Raw genomic sequence first — 18,792 nt, 5'->3', positions numbered from 1 at the left:
TATTTAAATTACTTCTTTGTACCTTTACTTTTGTATGGTTTGGCAGCTGCCTTTTTCTTTGCACTTGATTGCCAACGGTTCCATCCTTTACTTCCTGTACCTTGTCCTACACCTTTTTTCGGTTTTGCTTTCGTTTTACTCATATGATCACTCCGTTATATAAAAATCTTATTTGATAATAGTCAATGATTTAGAAAATACTCTTTATAAATGACTATGATTACTTTAAGTAAAAATAAACTGCTTGAATGCTATAGTATATCATGAAATTGCAAGTAAACTGAAAGGAATTATAAAGAAAATGAAAATAATAAGAAATACTGCGGATTCTATATTCCGAACGATCACATTAATTGTTGTGTATACGTTAGTTTCGATCAGTGAAACATTTTTTGGATTGACGAGGCAGAAAAAGTAAAGATGTTAAATTAACAACAATCAATAAAGCCGTAAAATAAAGAATTGAAAAACATTTTAAAACTTTTTGTTGACTTTCTTTATTTTTTGTATAGAATAATCATTAATAAAATGTTTCAGAGATGTGACAACAAAACGACTATGAAAGGACGAGTAGTAGTAGGACGTAGTTTAAGCGAGTCAGGGGTGGTGTGAGCCTGATACGAAGCCTATTATGAAGAACCTCCTGGAGTTGCTAACCGAAATCCTTTATAGGAAAGTAGACTTAGCCGGGAACTTCGCCGTTACAAGAAGAACAGTATCGAGATATTTTATCTCCGTACTGTATAAGTGAGCAACCTCTGTTGCTAATTTGGGTGGTACCGCGGAACCAAAGCCTTTCGTCCCAGTTTTTTGGGAAAGAAGGGCTTTTTTTGTTGGCTTCTTTTCACAACATCCAAACATTTTAGGAGGAAACCACCATGTATCAATCATTAATGACAGTAAGAGAGACTCAAATCGCAATTAAGGAAGTTAAAACATTTTTCGAGGACCAATTAGCAAAACGCCTTGAACTATTCCGCGTATCTGCACCATTATTCGTAACGAAAAAATCAGGATTAAACGATCACCTGAACGGTGTAGAACGCCCAATTGAATTTGATATGTTACATTCAGGAGAAGAATTAGAAATTGTTCATTCACTAGCGAAATGGAAACGATTTGCATTACATGAATACGGATACGAAGCTGGTGAAGGTTTATATACAAACATGAACGCGATTCGTCGTGATGAAGAACTTGATGCAACGCATTCCATTTACGTTGACCAATGGGATTGGGAAAAAATCGTTCAAAAAGAATGGCGTACTGTCGATTACTTACAAAAAACAGTACAAACAATTTATGGAATATTCAAAGATTTAGAAGATCACTTATTTGAAAAATATCCGTTCCTTGGAAAGTATTTACCAGAAGAGATTGTTTTCATTACTTCTCAAGAACTAGAAGATAAATATCCAGAATTAACACCGAAAGATCGTGAACATGCAATTGCGAAAGAACATGGTGCAGTCTTTATTATCGGAATTGGTGATGCACTTCGTTCAGGTGAAAAGCACGACGGACGCGCAGCTGATTATGACGATTGGAAATTAAACGGTGATATTTTATTCTGGCACCCAGTACTACAATCTTCATTTGAATTATCATCAATGGGAATTCGTGTTGATAGTAAATCACTTGATGAGCAGTTAACGAAAACTGGTGAAGACTTCAAACGTGAGTATGATTTCCATAAAGGTATATTAGAAGACGTACTACCATTAACAATCGGCGGTGGCATTGGACAATCAAGAATGTGCATGTACTTCTTACGTAAAGCACATATCGGTGAAGTTCAATCTTCTGTATGGCCTGACGATTTACGTGCAGCTTGTAAAAAAGAAAACATTCATCTGTTTTAATAGAAGTGAGGGAATAGCTTAAATATAGAGCTATTCCCTCTTTTTTACAAAACGTCACTTGCTTACTTATTACCGAGTTCTTCCGCCAAACCGATTAAAATTCCTTCGACTCCACGAATGTAGCAGAGACGATACGAGTTCTCGTACTGAACTACTTCGCCAACGAGCTCTGCACCATGCTTAGTGAGTCTCGATACCATTTCGTCAATATCTTCAACGGTGAACATGACGCGTAGATAACCGAGGGCGTTTACAGGAGCTGTTCGGTGATCTGCTATAGTAGGAGGGGTGAGAAATCGCGAAAGTTCAATTCGGCTGTGGCCATCTGGAGTGGCCATCATAGCGATCTCTACGCACTGAGAACCGAGTCCAGTTACGCGACCAGCCCATTCACCTTCGACATTGGCTCGACCTTCGAGATTCAAGCCAATCTCCTCAAAGAAAGAGATTGCGTTATCAAGGGATTCTACAACGATGCTGACATTGTCCATTCGTAGTAATTTGTTTTTTGCCATAGTCTTATCTCCTTATGTATAAAAGTCTATTATTTAATTATCCTCATAATTATACTACTAAGTAGTTACAAATTCCTTTCAGTTAAAAATACCTTGTCACAGTATAGGAAAATGTGACAAGGTGTTTTTTAATATGTCATATAGCATCGTGTTAACGAACAGCTTTTTATTTAATAGGAATGTAATACATTAATATGATTTTTTTAGTATTACTAAATAGATGAGATTAGCTCATTTGCACGAAAGGCTCAATTTTCGCCATAAATGATTGATGCAGCGCCTCAACGCCTGTTACTAAATGAAGGCGGTCAATAACGACAGACACTTTAATTTCTGATGTACTTACCATTTTAATATGAATATCTTCTTCTTTTAAAGTAGTGAACATATTTGCAGCGACACCTGGGTTAGATACCATGCCAGATCCTACGATTGATACTTTTGCTAAGTGATTTTCATGTTCTACAGATTCATAGTGAAGAGTTTCTTGATTTTGTTCCAAAACTTCTAAAGTTTCTCTTAAATCATTCGAATGAATGGAGAAGGAGAGGTGTACAGTTCCTTCATTTGTAATACTTTGAATTATGATATCTACATTAATGTGTGCTGCTGCTAATGTAGAGAAAACTGTTGAAAGCGAGCCTTGTTCTAATCCTTTAATTGTGACACGTGTAATGTTATCCTCAAATGCAATACCTTTAACGATTGATTGTTGTTCCATGTTACATTCTCCTTTTACAATTGTTCCGTTTTCTTGTTCCATACTTGAGCGAACTTCTAAAACTACGTTATGATTTTTAGCAAACTCAACAGCGCGCGGGTGTAATACGCCGGCACCGAGATTAGCAAGCTCTAACATTTCGTCATAAGAAATTTCGTCTAATTTGTAAGCATCTTTTACAACTCGTGGGTCCGTCGTATATACGCCTGTCACGTCCGTATAAATATCACATTTTTTTGCTTTAAGTGCAGCGGCTAGTGCGACAGCAGTCGTATCAGAACCACCACGGCCAAGCGTTGTAATTTCATTTTCTACACTTATACCTTGGAAACCAGCTACGATAACAATCGTGCCTTCAGCAAGATAAGATTGAATACGATTTGTATGAATGTCAGTAATCCGTGCACTACTATGTACAGATTCTGTCGTAATACCTGCTTGCCACCCTGTTAATGAAATTGCATGATAGCCTTTTGCTTGCAGTGCCATTGTTAATAATGAAATAGTTACTTGTTCTCCTGTAGATAGAAGCATATCCATTTCACGTTTACTTGGATTTTCTGTGATAGCGTTAGCGAGTGCGACAAGTTCATCTGTGCTTTTTCCCATTGCTGAAACGACAGAGACAATGCTATGACCTCGTTCATATTCTTCAATAATTAAATTTGCTACATGTTGAATGCGTTCGACGCTTCCGACAGAAGTGCCACCAAATTTTTGAACAATTGTTTCCATTACAAATTCCTTCTTTCGTCTATTTTTAAGAATAGATTAGGAAATATATAAATCCCAATACTCCTGTAGTTACCAGAAAGACAAACAAAAAACACCATCTCAAATAAGTGAGGATGGTGCTGTTACAGGAAAAGGGAAACAGAAAACGGAGCTAATAAAAAAACCGCCAAAAAAGGAATATCATAAAAAAATGATATCTCTTTTTTGTAGATAGCTCTTCATACGTACACGTCTGTACATATGACAGTTCTGTTTCTATTCGAAAACAGCCCCAATTGACAAATGCAGAGAAATTTATCAATTTCGGCAATACTTCCTTTCATCTAAGTTCATAGACATCTCTGTGTCTCCATTAGAATACTCATAAGTATCGCAACCTCTATCTCACGTTTTAGGCGAGAGTGTTTGATTTATGAAGTTATTGGTAACATTTGTTTTATAATAATTTAAATTTTTCGTGGAATCAAGTGTTTTATATATATTTTAAAAATTCTTTCTTTTTCCAGAAAAGTTTGTGAAAAATGTAGCAAAATAAATTCATTGCATGTACATTAAACTTATAGTGCATAGGAGGTGGGAGAATGAAAAGGAAACAGCCTATTTATGTTGCGACAAAAATGAACACGACGATGGAAAAATTATGGAGATATACGCAAGAACCAGATATACATACAGAGTGGGATGCTCGCTTTACTGAAATTTCGTATTTAGGGAAAAAAGAAGGAGAACCACAGAAGTTTTTGTATAAAACAAAGATTGGATTTGGGCTTGAAATAGCTGGAGAAGGGGAATCAATAGGTGAAATAAGAAAAGAAACTGGTGAAAGAATTTCCTCTTTAAAATTTTGGACGGATAATACATTATCTCTTATTCAAATAGGACGTGGTTATTGGAAGTATACGCCGAATAAAGAATACATCCATTTTGAGACACAATATGATTATGATACAAGATTTGGTCGTATAGGAAATGTAATAGATTCCTATATTTTTCGTCCGTTATTAGGTTGGGCGACCGCTTGGAGTTTTGATGCCTTAAAATTATGGTTAGAAAAGGGGCTTCATCCTAGGTTACTAATTAGAAGAACAATGACGTATTGGCTCGTATGCTTTTTATTTGCTTTTGTATGGATATATCAAGGGATAGTGCCGAAACTACTGTTTACTCATTCAGAAGAAGTAAAGATGCTTTCTGTATTAATTGGTTCAAATGAAAGTAGTGTATATATACTTAAAATAATTGGGGTGTTAGAAATAATTTTCGGTGTCGTATGGCTGTTGCCACTAACAAAACGAAAATTATTTATACTGCATATTATTGTATTACTAGTTTTAACGTTAGCGGCAGGATTTACGAATATCGCAAGCTTTACAGGGCCGTTTAATCCGATTACATTAAATGTTCTTCTAATGGGGTTATCAATTGTCGGTTATATAAATAGTTTCGATTTACCAAGCGCGAAAAATTGCAAGAGGGCGAGAAAGGGATAAGTGTATGGCTAATATGTATGAACGATTATTAGGGGATACCTATAAAAATCTTCATCCTGAATTGCAGAAGCGTTATGCCATTACAGAAGAGAATAGTTTTACAGGGGAAGGAAAGATGGATGAAATTTACGGTGGCTCTTTTTTCGTGAAATTTATATTGAAAATTGCATCGAAGTTTCGAATGTTTTTCTCGGAACGAGGAGAGGAAATTCCATTTACGATACAAAACATAGCTGAGCGAGATGAATATGGACAAGAATTAGTAAGGTGGAACCGTACTTTTTATTTTCATAATAAGAAAAGATATTTTAACGCAGTTATGCAATTGGATGAAAACGAAAATGAAATTGTAGATTATTTTGGCGAACCACATTTACTCGTTTCTACACTACATTTTCATATCGATGAGTTAGGGGCAATGCATATTGCTTCAAAGAAACAATGGTTTTATATGTTTGGAAGAAAAATTCCGTTGCCAAAATTCTTGTATGGTGAAGCAAAAATTGTTGAAAGTTATGATGCAACACTACAGTGTTTTCGAATTCATGTACAAGTACGAAACCCGTTAATTGGCTCGCTTTTTTCATATAAGGGAACATTTGTGGAAAGGAAATAAACGATATGAAAAATATAATATTTGGGCTTGCTGGTTATGTTGTTTTTCTATTATGTGAGCGGTCGAATATAAATCCTGTTGAAGCAATTATATTATTATCTGTTTTATTATTTATACCAATGTCACTTTGTATTATTGATAAAAGAAAAAGAGATGGATCGTATTTATTATTTTATAAATTCGTATCGTTTTTATATCCAATTGCAGCAATTTGTGCAATGCTAGCTTTCGTCACAAATCACTATGTATTTGCGCTAGTTTGGTTTGTATATACAGGAATTGTTGCGTTATTTGGTGTAAGTAGATTGCTAGAAAGAGGATGGAAGCCGTTAGAAGAGACCGCCATAGATAGTGCGTTTATTTATTTGTTTTTAGGTGGTTTTTGGTTTTTTGCTTCAGTAGCAAAACTTTCAATTATGCAGTTTAGCTCTGACATTGTTTTACTCACAGCTGCACATTTTCATTATTCGGCGTTTCTATTGCCATTATCAGCTGGTTTAATAGGGAGAAAAAGAGAAAAGAGAAGTAAAGTATATGATGTTATTATGTTTATCATCATGATTTCACCTATGACAGTCGCAATAGGAATTACATACTCGAGAATATTTGAATTTTTTGCAGTGTTTCTATATTTATGTGCGATTTATGGGTATGGATTTTACGTTTGGAGAGCAAAATTTAATGCTATCAGTGCAAAGATTCTACTAATCGTTTCGTCTAGTACACTCATGGTTACAATTATGTTCTCACTTATATACTCATACGGGAATTTGAAGCATGTAATGACGATTACAATTGCTCAAATGGTTTGGATTCATGGTGTTGTCAATGGAATTGGAGTAGCGTTACCGGCATTTGTCGGCTGGATGATCGAAAAGAGTGTTCCGAATTATAAATACTATGGGAAACCAATGAGTAAATTAAGAGGAAGTGTGGCAATTGGTGAGGCTTTTTTATATAGCGGCAATTTAGTAGGCAGTAAGGAATACAACGGTTTAGTTGATCAAATAACTGATTTTCATAGTGAGTCATTTGACGTGACGAAGGTACCTTTAAGTATTATTCGTTTTTATGAAAATACAACAGAGTATGAGTTGCAATCAAATATTAAATGGGCTCGTTGGTTCCGCCCATTTGCATTTTGTTATGAGAAAATGAGTAAGCGTGTGGGACAAATACATTTAGGGATGGGCGGCAATTGGGAAACGATGCATGGCTCTATCATTAATGTAATAGATGAGAAAGATGGAAGAGAGAATGTAAGGGCTTGGCTAAGGAAAAATGAAGCAGGTGAATCTATTTTTGTAGCTCTTTATTCAAAGCATACAAATAAGAATGAGACATATATGAATATCGCCTTACCTTTACCTTATTCGAATATGACTGGTATTTTGAAAATATATAATGATAGTCATGATTTAATCATTACTAGTAAGTTAAGAGAAAATGGTCAGGGAGATGAGGGTATTTATTTACATACTCAGTTCTTAACAATCCGTTTACCGTTAGCAGAGACTTTCGTCATTACAGAGGATAAGGATAAAATGTTAACAGCTCATCATAGCATGTGGATATTTGGACTTAAATTTTTACATATTCATTATAAGATTGAAAAAATTACTTAGAAGTAAGAAAGGCTTGGACAGGTTTCCAAGCTTTTTTTATGTATGGGTAATTGTCATAGAAATTTGTTTATTTAGCTCATTATCCCAAACACGTTGAATTTCAAAAGTGCCTGTTTCAAAAAATAATGGGAATCTCTCTTTAAACCAATCTTGCATAGGAAGATGTAGTGCTGTATCGATTGGTATCCATAAGAAAGAATAAGTCCTAAAGAAATTAGGACTTATTCTTCATTAAATACAAATGTTTGTTTCATTTTTTTACCTTCATTTACCGGATGGCCGTTATAAGAGAAATTCTTTTCTTCCCAAGTGATCACAACTTTAAAATTATGACTATTAAAGTCTAATGGGAATACCATGTACTCAAAGCTTGTATGACTTTTAGAAATATTTTCATTAGGTGTAGTAGGTTTAAAGGTAGCCTTAGAGGTAGGATTGTTATCAAGTATTTCCACAGATACGTTTGATACATCATGACCGATGTTTTTTACGAGTAAACTATACGTATCAAATACACCTTGCTTTGGCTGGATTGCTTGCTTGTTTGAGTTATGAGATTTATCAATTTCGACATACCATTGTTTAGACTTTGACGCAATCGGTAGTGACTGAAATGTGTAAGCACTAGCTTGCATTGGTAGTGCTAAACATATAAGCGTAAAGAGAGTTAATATTTTTCGTTTCATTTTTTGAGAGCTCCCATTCTTTAATGGATTTACTTGTTATTATCTTCTTTTTACGAGTAAATATACCATATAATGTAAAGTGAGTATTGTGAGTAGTGAATCAATATCTTATTCACTACTCTTATAGCTGGCATAATTACGTATGTAGTAAGAAAGAATAAATTTGTTTTTTCTATACTTAGATTACTGCCCTTTTTAAAAGGGCTATTTTTACGTTTTAAAAAAAGAATATACTAAGAGTTCCGTATAAATTATTTATTTTAATGTAGTTAAATGTGAAATTAGAGAAGGAAGCTGTGTAGAGATGTTCCTACACAGCTTTTTAGGATATGAAAAAATTACCAAAAATATGTTAAAATAACATTGTCATACAACAAGGGGGATTTGTTTTATGGAAAATGGACATCTTGCTAAAGTAGATTTAACGAAAAAAATTGAATCAAAATCTAAGTACAACAAGAAACTCGAAAAATATCAAAGGCGCTTATTAGCATTACAACAAATTTTGAAAGAAGAAAAAATCGCGGTTATGCTTGTTATGGAAGGATGGGATGCGGCTGGTAAAGGTGGGGCAATTAAGCGGGTGACGGAACATCTTGACCCACGTGGGTTCCAAGTAGATCCAATTGGAGCGCCTGCACCTCATGAAAAACGTTACCATTATTTGCAACGTTTCTGGCGCAAAATTCCACAGTACGGGCAAATTACCATTTTTGATCGCTCATGGTACGGTCGTGTGTTAGTTGAGCGTGTTGAAGGTTTTGCTACAAAGGAAGAGTGGATGAGAGCATATGATGAGATTAATGATTTTGAAAAACTACTAACAGATGACCATTACATAATAGGGAAGTTCTTCTACCATATAAGTAAAGAGGAACAGTTAAAGAGATTTAACGATAGAGAGAAAAATCCTTTGAAAAGATGGAAAATTACAGATGAAGATTGGCGTAATCGTGAAAAATGGGATGAGTATGTTGAAGCGATGGAAGACATGTTTGAAAGAACAAGTAAGCCAAATGCGAAGTGGCATATTATTGAAAGTAACGATAAATTGTATGCCCGTGTGAAAACGTTAAAAATCATTATTTCATTCATAGAGGATTATTTCTTAGAACATGGTATAGAATTGCCTTCTTATTATTATGAAATGAAAGAGGATATTGAAGTTTTGCAAGATGTAGGTGTGAAGGAGTAAATAAGAAAATGGCCCTGTGAATTGGTAAAACCAAATTATGGGGCTTTTTTATTTAGAAACATTTTACAATTAACAGAATAAGGTATATAATCAATAATCATATNNATATGATTATTGATTATATAATATGTGGGGGTTTTACTTTGAAGGGAAGAGATGTTGTTTTAGGTTTATTAATGGGAAAAGAAATGTCTGGTTACGATATTAAAATTGTTTTTGAAGACGTATTTACCCACTTTTTTGATGGAAGTTTTGGAATGATTTATCCAACGTTACGACAATTGGAGAATGAGGGGAAAATAAAAAAAGAGGTTGTCATGCAAGAGGGGAAACCGAATAAGAAAATGTACTTTATTACAGATGAAGGACGTGAAGAGTTTTATCAATATATGCAGACGCCTGTAGAGAAGGATGTTTTACGTTCGGATTTTTTAATGAGAATGTATTTTGGCAACTATAGTGATGATGTGACGATAAAAAAATGGATTAAAGATGAAATTGAAAGAAAAGAAGCGTACATTGCAGATCTTCGATTGAAATATGAAAAGTGGAGAGTAGGTATTACTTTCGTCGAAGAAATTTCACTAGATGTAGGTATTGCATCGTATAGTGCACAAGTAGAGACTTTGAAGAAAAAATTAGAAGAGTTAGAGGCGGAAGAAAACAATAAAACAGAAGAATGAAAAACGCGTTCACAATAAATAAAGGGGTATATAAAGATGGAACAATCAAAGGGTATTAAGATTGTCTTTTTAATGTGTCTAGGTATCTTTCTTTGTATGATTGATACGACAATTATGAATATAGCTTTACCAGCAATACAATCGAGTGTAAATACTTCATTAGAAAAGATGTCTTGGGTATTAAATGTTTATACAATGACGATTGCAGTACTTGCCATTCCGTTAGGGCGGATAGCTGATATCTTTGGAAAAGCAAAGATGTATGTTCTTGGTCTGGTGATTTTTGGTGGTGGATCGGTACTTTGCGCTTTTGCTAATACAGGTGATTTTCTTATTTTTTCTCGTTTTATACAAAGTATTGGTGCGGCGATTTTATTTCCAACAAGTATGGTAATTGGTGTATCAGCTATGCCATTAGCTAAGAGGCATGTTGCGCTTGCGATTTTAGGAGTAACACAAGGATTGTCAGCTGCTATGGGACCAGTGATAGGTGGAATTATTACGCAAAATTTAGGATGGAGATGGGTGTTCTTCGTTAATGTTCCGGTTTGTATAATAGGAATCGTGTTATGTTGCATCATGCTACAAATAAAAAATGAAGAACGTATTATCTCAAAAATAGATTGGATAGGACTACTATTAAGTAGCACAGCAATTTTTTCATTTACTCTCATATTAGTAAAAGGTAATACATGGGGATGGCAAGGTAATATTGCTTTGTCTTGTTATGCAATTAGCACTATTTCTCTTATTCTATTTGTTTTAGTAGAACGAAAGATTCATAACCCAATGGTGAATTTAAAGTTATTTCAAGATCGAATGTTTGTCGGAGCGTCTATCGTTGTTATATTAAGTAATTTATTTTTAATTGGAGTTACTGTATTGCTTCCAACGTTCTTGACGAAACTACAAGGTCGGACGGAAATTGAAGCGGCTTTTTTAGTGACACCTATTTCAGCAATGATATTTTTAATCTCACCAGTTGCAGCAACTTTAATTAAAAAACTCGGAAAAGTAACTATTATTTTGTCAGGATTTCTTGTTATGGGGCTTTCCTACTATTGGTTGCAAATGATTGATGTTCATTCAACAAATATAGAAATTATTATTCCGTGTATGATATTAGGTGTTGGATATGGTTTAGTAGTGGGGCCAATTACAGTTTTAAGTGCTTCTTCATTTGAAGGAGAACTGTTAACTGCTTCTCAAAGTGTTGTATCAATGTTACGACAAGTTGGAATTGTATTGGCGGTTGCAATATTTGTCTCTAACTTAACTCACAATTTAACTGTAAATAAAGAAAAAGTATATCGTTATGCAGAAGAAAAGGTGCGTAATATTCATGTGAATAGTGCTGAGCAAACTGAAATTTTACAAATGACTAAAGAGAAAATAGAGAATCAAAGTTTAGAGTCGAATATAAATAAGAAACAAAATGCAATGACAATAGGATTAAGTAAAGAGAAAAAGGAAGAATTGATTCGCGACAAGACGGATGAAATATTAAGAGAAGTTCCAGTAGAATATAGAGATGTAAAAAGAGAAGAAGTTATGAGGCAAGTGACAAAAGAAGTTGAAAAACAAGAGGAAAGTATAAAGAAAGAGGTACTCACATTTTCAAATGATGTGAATCATTATGCCAAGAATCAGATGGCTATGAGTTTTACAGATTTATATAAAGCAAGTGTGCCAATTATTTTAATTTGTGCTTTCGTAAGTTTGTTGTTTTGGGAAGGGAAAGCTTTGAGTAAAAAGAGAAGGGGAAGATTAGTAGAAGAAGCGTAAAGAAAAACAGGCTATAGCAGCCTGTTTTTTTCATTGTTTCCTCCTTGCATATTGTGAATAATAGTATTTTTAATATAGCATGGGATAAGTCGAGTATGATTAGAAAGTTTTTTAGAATGAAAGGGATGAATGGAAAATGCCATTGAATATGTAACGTTATACATAGTACATTAACAAGAGGGCTTAATTTTAAAAGGAGGATGGGGAATTGCTAGATAAGGCAGGGGCTTTAATAGATAATCATGTGTACACAGAAGAAGAGCAACAAAAACTATACAAACGAACGTTAATAATCGTCAGCATTTCACAAATGTTTGGCGGTGCAGGACTAGCTGCTGGTATTACAGTGGGAGCACTTCTTGCGCAGCAAATGCTTGGAACAGATGCATTTGCAGGATTACCAACTGCTATGTTTACATTAGGATCGGCATTAGCAGCTTTCATAGTAGGGAAGCTTTCGCAACGATATGGACGCCGGATAGGTCTTGCAACAGGGTTCATAGTAGGTGGATTTGGAGCAATTGGTGTTGTAATGGCAGCTTTAACAAATAGTATTATTCTTTTACTTATTTCTTTACTCATATATGGTGCCGGTACAGCCACGAATCTACAAGCTCGTTATGCAGGTACAGATTTAGCAGATAAGAAGCAGAGAGCAACGGCTGTTAGTATTACGATGGTAATGACGACTTTCGGTGCAGTTGCAGGACCAAATTTAGTAGGGGTAATGGGAAGTTTTGCTCATTCAATTGGAGTTCCTAAACTTGCAGGTCCGTTCATACTATCGGCAGCAGCATTTATACTGGCGGGTCTAGTTCTTTTTGTTATGCTTCGTCCAGATCCGTTAATTATTGCTAACATAATAGAAAGATATAAACAGGAACATACATATAAAGGGCAACCAGTAACAGAAGAAGCGAAAGAAAATAAACGAGGTATTACAGTTGGAGCAATCGTAATGATACTTACGCAAATAGTGATGGTTGCGATTATGACGATGACGCCAGTTCATATGGGACACCACGGTCACGGTTTAAGTGCAGTAGGACTTGTGATAGGTTTTCATGTAGGTGCAATGTATCTTCCATCTCTCGTTACAGGAATGTTAATTGATAAAATTGGCCGAACTACAATGAGTATAGCTGGTGGAGTGATTTTACTTGCAGCGGGTGTCATAGCTGCGATAGCGCCAAGTGATTCTTTATTATTATTAATCGTTGCTCTTTCTTTACTTGGGCTAGGATGGAACCTCGGATTGATAAGTGGTACAGCACAAATCGTTGATTCCACAACACCGTCTACACGTGCTAAAACACAAGGGAAAATAGATGTTTTTATTGCGCTAGCTGGAGCTTCTGGTGGAGCGATGTCAGGTATGGTAGTAGCGAATTCAAGTTATGCGGTATTGTCATTGGCTGGAGGCGTGTTAGCGTTATTACTTATTCCTGTTGTGATATGGTCTCGAAAAGGGGCAAGAAATTAAATGAAAAAGAGGTTCTAGTTACTGACTAGAGCCTCTTTTTATACACTTAAATTAAATTCCACTCTACAATAAGCCCTAAATGTGTAAGACCACCACCGAATCCGTATAGTAAAAGTGTGTCTCCATTATTTAACTTCCCTTCTTTTATAGCTAAATCTAGAGCGAGTGGAATGGTGACTGAAGAGGTATTCCCCATATATTCCACGCTCGTTAATGTTTTTTGTATTGAAATTTGAGATTTTTCGCAAATAGATTCGATCATTCGTAAGTTAGCGCTGTGGGGTATGAACCAGTCTATATCATCTACTGGCATATTTGCGGTATGTATTAAATCTTTTATGCCTTTTGGCACTGTACGTGTTGCCCATTTATATACTTCTCTTCCATTTTGAACGATTTTTTCATTTGTTTGCAGTGGTGTGCCATTCATAGTAGTAGATAAGTTTGTTCTATATAGATGAATGCCGCCATCACCGTTTGTTCCCATGTGAGCAGCGATAAAGCTTGGGGTGTCTTCATCTCTTTCTAATAAAATAGCTCCAGCACCATCACCGAATAAAATACAGGTCGTTCTATCGGTATAATCAGTAACTTTAGATAATGTCTCTGTCGCTACGACAAGTACTTTTTCATGTGATCCAGAAGTGATTAAGCTATTACCGACGTGTAGTCCATATGTAAAACCAGCACAAGTTGCATTTAAATCAAAAGCTAGTGTATGAGGTATGTTGAAGTATTGTTGTATTTGGCAAGCAACGCTAGGGAAAACGTAATCAGCAGTAGTAGTAGCGACAATGATACAGTCGACATCTTCTAAGTTTTTCTTATATGTTGTACATAAATTTTTAATTGCTTTAATGGCTAAGTTTGAGGAATATTCTTCTTCGCTAGCGATTCTTCTTTCCTTCATTCCTGTTCTTTGTACAATCCATTCATCATTCGTATGGACCATCTTTTCTAAATCGTTATTAGACAATATTTGATTTGGAACATAAGTACCAATTGCAGTAATACGAGATTTAGAATGCATAGGAACATCTCCTAATTTTTATTTTTATAACCTGATACTAATATTAGGTTATAAAAATGTCAATATAGATTTTTGATGTATTGAACGACTTAACTTACTATGAAGGAATTTAGCGAGTGTTGTAAAAATAATATACGAGAAGTTTCTAAAATTGATAATTGCTTTTGTTATTTTTATTGTGAGAAAAATTCGCAAAAAATGACGATTAAAGTAAAAATATAACGATTTTCTTTAGTGTGATATAGGTTGTTAAACCTTGTGAAAGCGAATTACTTATGCTACACTTTATGTAACTTAAAATGAACGGAGGGGCTTCCTTTGATCTTAATCAGATTACGTCTCAATACTTTGTGCCAATAATTGAATAGCGCTCAAAGGCTCTGTCTGTGTACAGAGTGAACGGGATTGGTCTGCCTATTTTAAAGGAACCCTTTATTAAGCTTATATGTGAAAAAGAGGGAGGGACGAATACGCCCTCTTTTTGTTTTGCCTTTATAAATAGAATGGGATTGTATAGGTGAACACTTATTGTGGATACGTATACGATTTTGGGACTTTTTTTACTATGAGATAGGATGAAAGCACAGCTTTCTTCTATTTCTTTGATGAACCCTTATCCGTTTACGAAAACACAGGCAGCGACCTGTGTTTTTTATTTTACGTAATCGAAATGGAGGAATAAATATATGGAAGAAGTATTACAAAGAGCAGTTTTAGTTGGAGTAAATGTAGGTAATGAAGATGATTTTGCATATTCGATGGAAGAGTTAACAAATCTTGCGGAAGCTTGTGATGTAGAGGTAATTGGGCAAGTAACGCAAAATTTACAACGAGTAAATCCATCGCATTATATCGGAAAAGGAAAGATTGAAGAAGTAGCAGCGTATGTACAAGAAATAGATGCGAATATGGTCATTTTTAATGATGAGTTATCTCCTTCACAAATTCGAAATTTAGAAGAGGATTTAGATTGTAAGGTAATTGATCGTACCATTTTAATTTTAGATATTTTTGCGCAACGTGCGAAAACGAAAGAAGCACAGCTACAAGTAGAAGTAGCCCATCTTCAGTATATGATGCCTCGTTTAATCGGTCTTCGTGAATCGTTAGGAAGACAGAGCGGCGGCGTTGGTACGAAAAATAAAGGTGTCGGTGAGAAGAAGTTAGAGTTAGACCGTCGTAAAATTGAAGAACAAATTTCAGTTTTAAATAAAGATTTAGAAGCGCTCGTTGCCCAGCGTCAAACGCAGCGAAAGCAACGTAAGAAAAATGAAATACCTGTTGTAGCATTAGTAGGTTATACGAATGCAGGAAAGTCAACGACGATGAATGCAATGCTTGAAATTTATAATGGTACAGAAGAAAAACAAGTATTTGAAAAAGATATGTTATTCGCGACGTTAGAAACATCTGTACGAAATATTGATTTGCCAGATAATAAATCATTCTTATTAACAGATACAGTTGGATTTGTAAGTAAATTACCACATCATCTTGTGAAGGCGTTCCGTTCAACGTTAGAAGAAGTAGCGGAAGCAGACCTACTTATTCACGTCGTAGATTACGCAAATTCAAATTATGAACAATTAATTGATATTACAAATGAAACGTTAAAGAAAATTGGAGTAGAAAATATTCCAACGATCTATGCTTATAATAAATCAGATATGGTAGATGTTGAAATTCCGAAAGTGCAAGAAGATCGCGTTTATTTATCAGCGAAGAAACATGTTGGAATTGAAGAACTTGTAGAAATGATTCGCTCACACATCTATAAAGAGTATACGAAGTGTGAAATGTTAATTCCATATGATCAAGGACAGGTAGTTTCGTATTTCAATAATCATGCACACGTTTTATCTACGAGTTACGAAAACGAAGGTACCAAATTAGAAATAGAATGTAAGACGAGTGATTACGAGAAGTATAAGCATTTTGCAATTTAATGTAAGAGGCAACCCAGTATGTGATTGGGTTGTCTTTTTTTGTACTGTTTTACCGCTGAAAGTTACAAGGATGCAAGCCAATGACGGGAGTTAAGTTATATTTCTGGAAAAAGAAATGAAAGCAGTATAGAATAGAAATGTTTCAAAAGTCAGAATTTATTACACCTACTGTAATAAATATATATTTTGTACAGAAAGGGGAGATTCACATATGCAGGCAGTTTCACACAAAAAAACTGTAGAAACACCGACAATATATCGAATTTTATTTGCGATTAGCTTTGGGCATTTTTTAAATGATTCGATGCAAGCAGTTGTGCCGGCGTTGTTTCCTATTTTGGAAAAAACGATGAATTTATCCTATATGCAAGTAGGGTGGATTGCGTTTGCTTTAAATATGACGTCATCGATTATGCAACCGGTGTTTGGTATGTATTCAGATAAGAAGCCATCACCATTTTTATTACCACTCGGTATGTTTTCAAGCATGCTTGGAATGATTGGACTCGCGTTTGCACCAAACTTTATTATTGTTATTATTTCTGTTTTATTTATTGGTTTAGGTTCCGCAGTTTTTCATCCAGAAGGCGCTCGTGTTGCGTATATGGCGGCAGGTGCAAAACGAGGGTTAGCGCAAGCGATTTATCAAGTTGGGGGAAACACGGGGAATTCCTTAGCTCCTATTTTTACAGCGCTAATTTTCGTTCCACTCGGTCAAATTGGTTCATTAGGTTTTACAGCATTTGCAGCAGTAGGAATTGTATTATTAATTTTCGTATCGAATTGGTACAAAAATGAATTAGCAACCGGCGCTGTAAGAAGGAAGAAGAGGGCTGCGCTTGAGGCGGAAAATGCAATTGTAAGTACACACATTAAATTCGTTATTATACTTCTTGTTTTTCTTACTTTTGTACGCTCTTGGTACGGTGCTGGTATCGGGAATTTCTATCAATTTTACTTAATAGAGCATTACGGTTTATCTATAAAAAATGCCCAGTATTTCGTATTCGCATTTATGATTGCTGGTGTGTTAGGAACTTTCTTCGGAGGACCGTTAGCAGATCGATTTGGTAAGAAAAATATCATCGTATTTTCAATGTTAGGTTCAGCGCCACTTGCACTGTTATTACCACATGTCTCACTTGTGTGGGTCGTACCGTTATTTTTATGTATCGGTTTTATTAGTTCAAGTAGTTTTAGTGTAATTGTTGTATATGCACAAGAGCTTGTACCTGGAAAAGTGGGAATGGTGTCAGGATTAATCGTAGGTCTTGCGTTTGGACTTGGAGCATTAGGTGCAGTAGTTCTTGGGAAATTAGCAGATATATATAGCCTGCAATTTATTATGCTATTATGTAGTTGTCTACCATTAATTGGACTCACTTCATGGTTACTGCCAAGTGATAAGAAAACGATAGAATAGGGGATGCGCTATGAAATTATGTGAAAACGTAACAGAATTAATAGGCGATACACCTGTCGTCCGATTATCTAAATTTATTCCGGAAGACGCAGCAGATGTGTATGTGAAACTAGAAATGTTTAATCCATCGCGCAGTGTGAAAGACCGTGCTGCTTATAATTTACTTCACGTTGCAGAAGAAAATGGTCTCATCAAACCAGGAGATACAATCATTGAACCGACAAGCGGGAATACAGGGATTGGTTTAGCGATGAATGCAGCAGCTAAAGGGTATAAAGCGATTTTAATTATGCCAGATAATATGTCAAAAGAGCGTATTAATTTATTGAAAGCATACGGAGCAGAAGTAGTTTTAACACCAGCAGAACAAAGAATGCCAGGAGCAATTGCGAAGGCGTTAGAATTGCAAAAGCAAATACCGAATAGTTTTATTCCGCAACAATTTGAAAACCCAGCTAATCCGAATATTCACCGCTATACGACTGCGCTTGAAATTTATGAACAAATGGATAGAGAGCTTGACGCCTTTGTTGCAACGGCAGGAACAGGCGGAACGATTACAGGGACTGGTGAAACGTTAAAAGAGAAATTACCAAACTTATATATTGCAGTAGTGGAACCGAAAGGATCTCCCGTTTTATCAGGTGGTGTACCAGGTCCTCATAAACTAGTAGGAACAAGCCCAGGGTTTATCCCGAAAAACTTAAATACAGAAGTGTATAACGAAATTATTCAAATTGCAGACGAAGAGGCTTTAACGACAATGAGAAACTTAGCTAGACAAGAGGGATTATTAGTTGGTCCGTCTTCTGGAGCATCTGTTTACGCTGCAATCATGATAGCGAAACGCCTAGGCGTTGGTAAAAAAGTTTTATGTATTGCGCCTGATACAGGTGAACGTTATTTGAGTATGGGGTTATTTGAATAAAAAGGATAGAAACACCTTAATAGTGAATAACTGCTATTAAGGTGTTTGTTTTATGGAATAAAGAGGGGG

16 protein-coding genes, 1 pseudogene, 1 riboswitch and 1 other annotated feature are annotated in these 18,792 nt (G+C 35.3%); of the genes and pseudogenes, 11 read left to right on the top strand and 6 right to left on the bottom strand.

Going from position 1 to position 18,792, the window contains the following annotated elements; all coding sequences use genetic code 11:
• Nucleotides 1-8: 8 nt before the first annotated feature.
• The gene (locus CN409_RS16985) at nucleotides 9-143 is read right to left on the bottom strand and encodes a DUF3934 domain-containing protein (protein ID WP_000047588.1); all 135 of its coding nucleotides are present in this window, start codon (nucleotides 141-143) and stop codon (nucleotides 9-11) included.
• A gap of 406 nt (nucleotides 144-549) precedes the next feature.
• Nucleotides 550-808 (top strand) — a binding site (T-box leader).
• 70 nt (nucleotides 809-878) lie between these two features.
• Here CN409_RS16985 and asnA point away from each other — a divergent pair.
• A complete protein-coding gene (asnA, locus tag CN409_RS16970; protein ID WP_000284912.1) occupies nucleotides 879-1,862 on the top strand; it encodes an aspartate--ammonia ligase in 984 nt (327 codons plus the stop codon).
• A 62-nt stretch (nucleotides 1,863-1,924) separates the two neighbouring features.
• Here the strand turns inward: asnA and CN409_RS16965 are convergent, their stop codons facing one another.
• On the bottom strand, nucleotides 1,925-2,377 hold the full coding sequence (locus CN409_RS16965; protein WP_001107256.1) for a VOC family protein: 453 nt from the start codon (nucleotides 2,375-2,377) through the stop codon (nucleotides 1,925-1,927).
• A gap of 226 nt (nucleotides 2,378-2,603) precedes the next feature.
• Complete coding sequence (locus CN409_RS16960) at nucleotides 2,604-3,833, bottom strand: aspartate kinase (RefSeq protein WP_000448041.1); 1,230 nt, start codon at nucleotides 3,831-3,833, stop codon at nucleotides 2,604-2,606.
• Nucleotides 3,834-4,036: 203 nt separating this feature from the next.
• Nucleotides 4,037-4,223, bottom strand: a riboswitch (Lysine riboswitch).
• A gap of 191 nt (nucleotides 4,224-4,414) precedes the next feature.
• On the opposite strand from CN409_RS16960, the gene CN409_RS16950 reads away from it, so the two are divergent.
• Genes CN409_RS16950 through CN409_RS16940 form a run of 3 tightly spaced genes read left to right on the top strand, consistent with a single transcriptional unit; the run spans nucleotide 4,415 to nucleotide 7,564 of the window.
• Nucleotides 4,415-5,323: a DoxX-like family protein gene (locus CN409_RS16950; protein ID WP_000823953.1), complete on the top strand. Its 909-nt coding sequence runs from the start codon at nucleotides 4,415-4,417 to the stop codon at nucleotides 5,321-5,323.
• Between the two features lie 4 nt (nucleotides 5,324-5,327).
• Nucleotides 5,328-5,939: a DUF4166 domain-containing protein gene (locus CN409_RS16945; protein WP_000002648.1), complete on the top strand. Its 612-nt coding sequence runs from the start codon at nucleotides 5,328-5,330 to the stop codon at nucleotides 5,937-5,939.
• A gap of 5 nt (nucleotides 5,940-5,944) precedes the next feature.
• On the top strand, nucleotides 5,945-7,564 hold the full coding sequence (locus tag CN409_RS16940) for a YndJ family protein (RefSeq protein ID WP_000789396.1): 1,620 nt from the start codon (nucleotides 5,945-5,947) through the stop codon (nucleotides 7,562-7,564).
• 36 nt (nucleotides 7,565-7,600) lie between these two features.
• Here the strand turns inward: CN409_RS16940 and CN409_RS16935 are convergent.
• Together CN409_RS16935 and CN409_RS16930 are read right to left on the bottom strand one after the other, a co-directional pair.
• Nucleotides 7,601-7,756, bottom strand: a pseudogene (locus tag CN409_RS16935) (DNA mismatch repair protein MutT); the annotation flags it as partial.
• Nucleotides 7,757-7,785: 29 nt separating this feature from the next.
• A complete protein-coding gene (locus CN409_RS16930; RefSeq protein WP_000823338.1) occupies nucleotides 7,786-8,250 on the bottom strand; it encodes a hypothetical protein in 465 nt (154 codons plus the stop codon).
• A 391-nt stretch (nucleotides 8,251-8,641) separates the two neighbouring features.
• On the opposite strand from CN409_RS16930, the gene CN409_RS16925 reads away from it, so the two are divergent.
• The 4 genes from CN409_RS16925 (at nucleotide 8,642) to CN409_RS16910 (ending at nucleotide 13,396) form a co-directional block, all read left to right on the top strand.
• Nucleotides 8,642-9,445, top strand: coding sequence for a polyphosphate kinase 2 family protein (locus CN409_RS16925; protein WP_000427314.1), 804 nt, complete (start codon nucleotides 8,642-8,644; stop codon nucleotides 9,443-9,445).
• Nucleotides 9,446-9,588: 143 nt separating this feature from the next.
• Complete coding sequence (locus CN409_RS16920) at nucleotides 9,589-10,128, top strand: PadR family transcriptional regulator (RefSeq protein ID WP_000678344.1); 540 nt, start codon at nucleotides 9,589-9,591, stop codon at nucleotides 10,126-10,128.
• Nucleotides 10,129-10,164: 36 nt separating this feature from the next.
• Nucleotides 10,165-11,913 carry an MFS transporter gene (locus CN409_RS16915; protein ID WP_000438124.1) on the top strand — a complete coding sequence of 583 codons (1,749 nt, stop codon included), beginning with the start codon at nucleotides 10,165-10,167 and terminating at the stop codon, nucleotides 11,911-11,913.
• Between the two features lie 208 nt (nucleotides 11,914-12,121).
• Entirely contained in the window at nucleotides 12,122-13,396 is a 1,275-nt protein-coding gene (locus CN409_RS16910) for an MFS transporter (RefSeq protein ID WP_000884518.1), read from the top strand.
• A 46-nt stretch (nucleotides 13,397-13,442) separates the two neighbouring features.
• Here CN409_RS16910 and CN409_RS16905 read toward each other — a convergent pair whose 3' ends face one another.
• Nucleotides 13,443-14,426 carry a ketoacyl-ACP synthase III gene (locus tag CN409_RS16905; protein WP_000555770.1) on the bottom strand — a complete coding sequence of 328 codons (984 nt, stop codon included), beginning with the start codon at nucleotides 14,424-14,426 and terminating at the stop codon, nucleotides 13,443-13,445.
• A gap of 686 nt (nucleotides 14,427-15,112) precedes the next feature.
• Between CN409_RS16905 and hflX the strand changes: the two genes are divergently transcribed.
• From hflX to cysK, 3 genes are all read left to right on the top strand, one after another.
• Entirely contained in the window at nucleotides 15,113-16,372 is a 1,260-nt protein-coding gene (hflX, locus tag CN409_RS16900) for a GTPase HflX (protein WP_000393288.1), read from the top strand.
• A 211-nt stretch (nucleotides 16,373-16,583) separates the two neighbouring features.
• On the top strand, nucleotides 16,584-17,795 hold the full coding sequence (locus tag CN409_RS16895) for an MFS transporter (protein WP_001149399.1): 1,212 nt from the start codon (nucleotides 16,584-16,586) through the stop codon (nucleotides 17,793-17,795).
• A 10-nt stretch (nucleotides 17,796-17,805) separates the two neighbouring features.
• Nucleotides 17,806-18,723, top strand: coding sequence for a cysteine synthase A (gene cysK, locus CN409_RS16890; RefSeq protein WP_000762276.1), 918 nt, complete (start codon nucleotides 17,806-17,808; stop codon nucleotides 18,721-18,723).
• The last annotated feature ends 69 nt before the right edge of the window (nucleotides 18,724-18,792 follow it).

This window comes from Bacillus sp. AFS012607 (assembly GCF_002558005.1).
Classification (GTDB): Bacteria; Bacillota; Bacilli; order Bacillales; family Bacillaceae_G; genus Bacillus_A; species Bacillus_A thuringiensis_S.
Note: the sequence above shows the minus strand (reverse complement) of the source record. Positions and strands in the feature narration are given on the sequence as shown.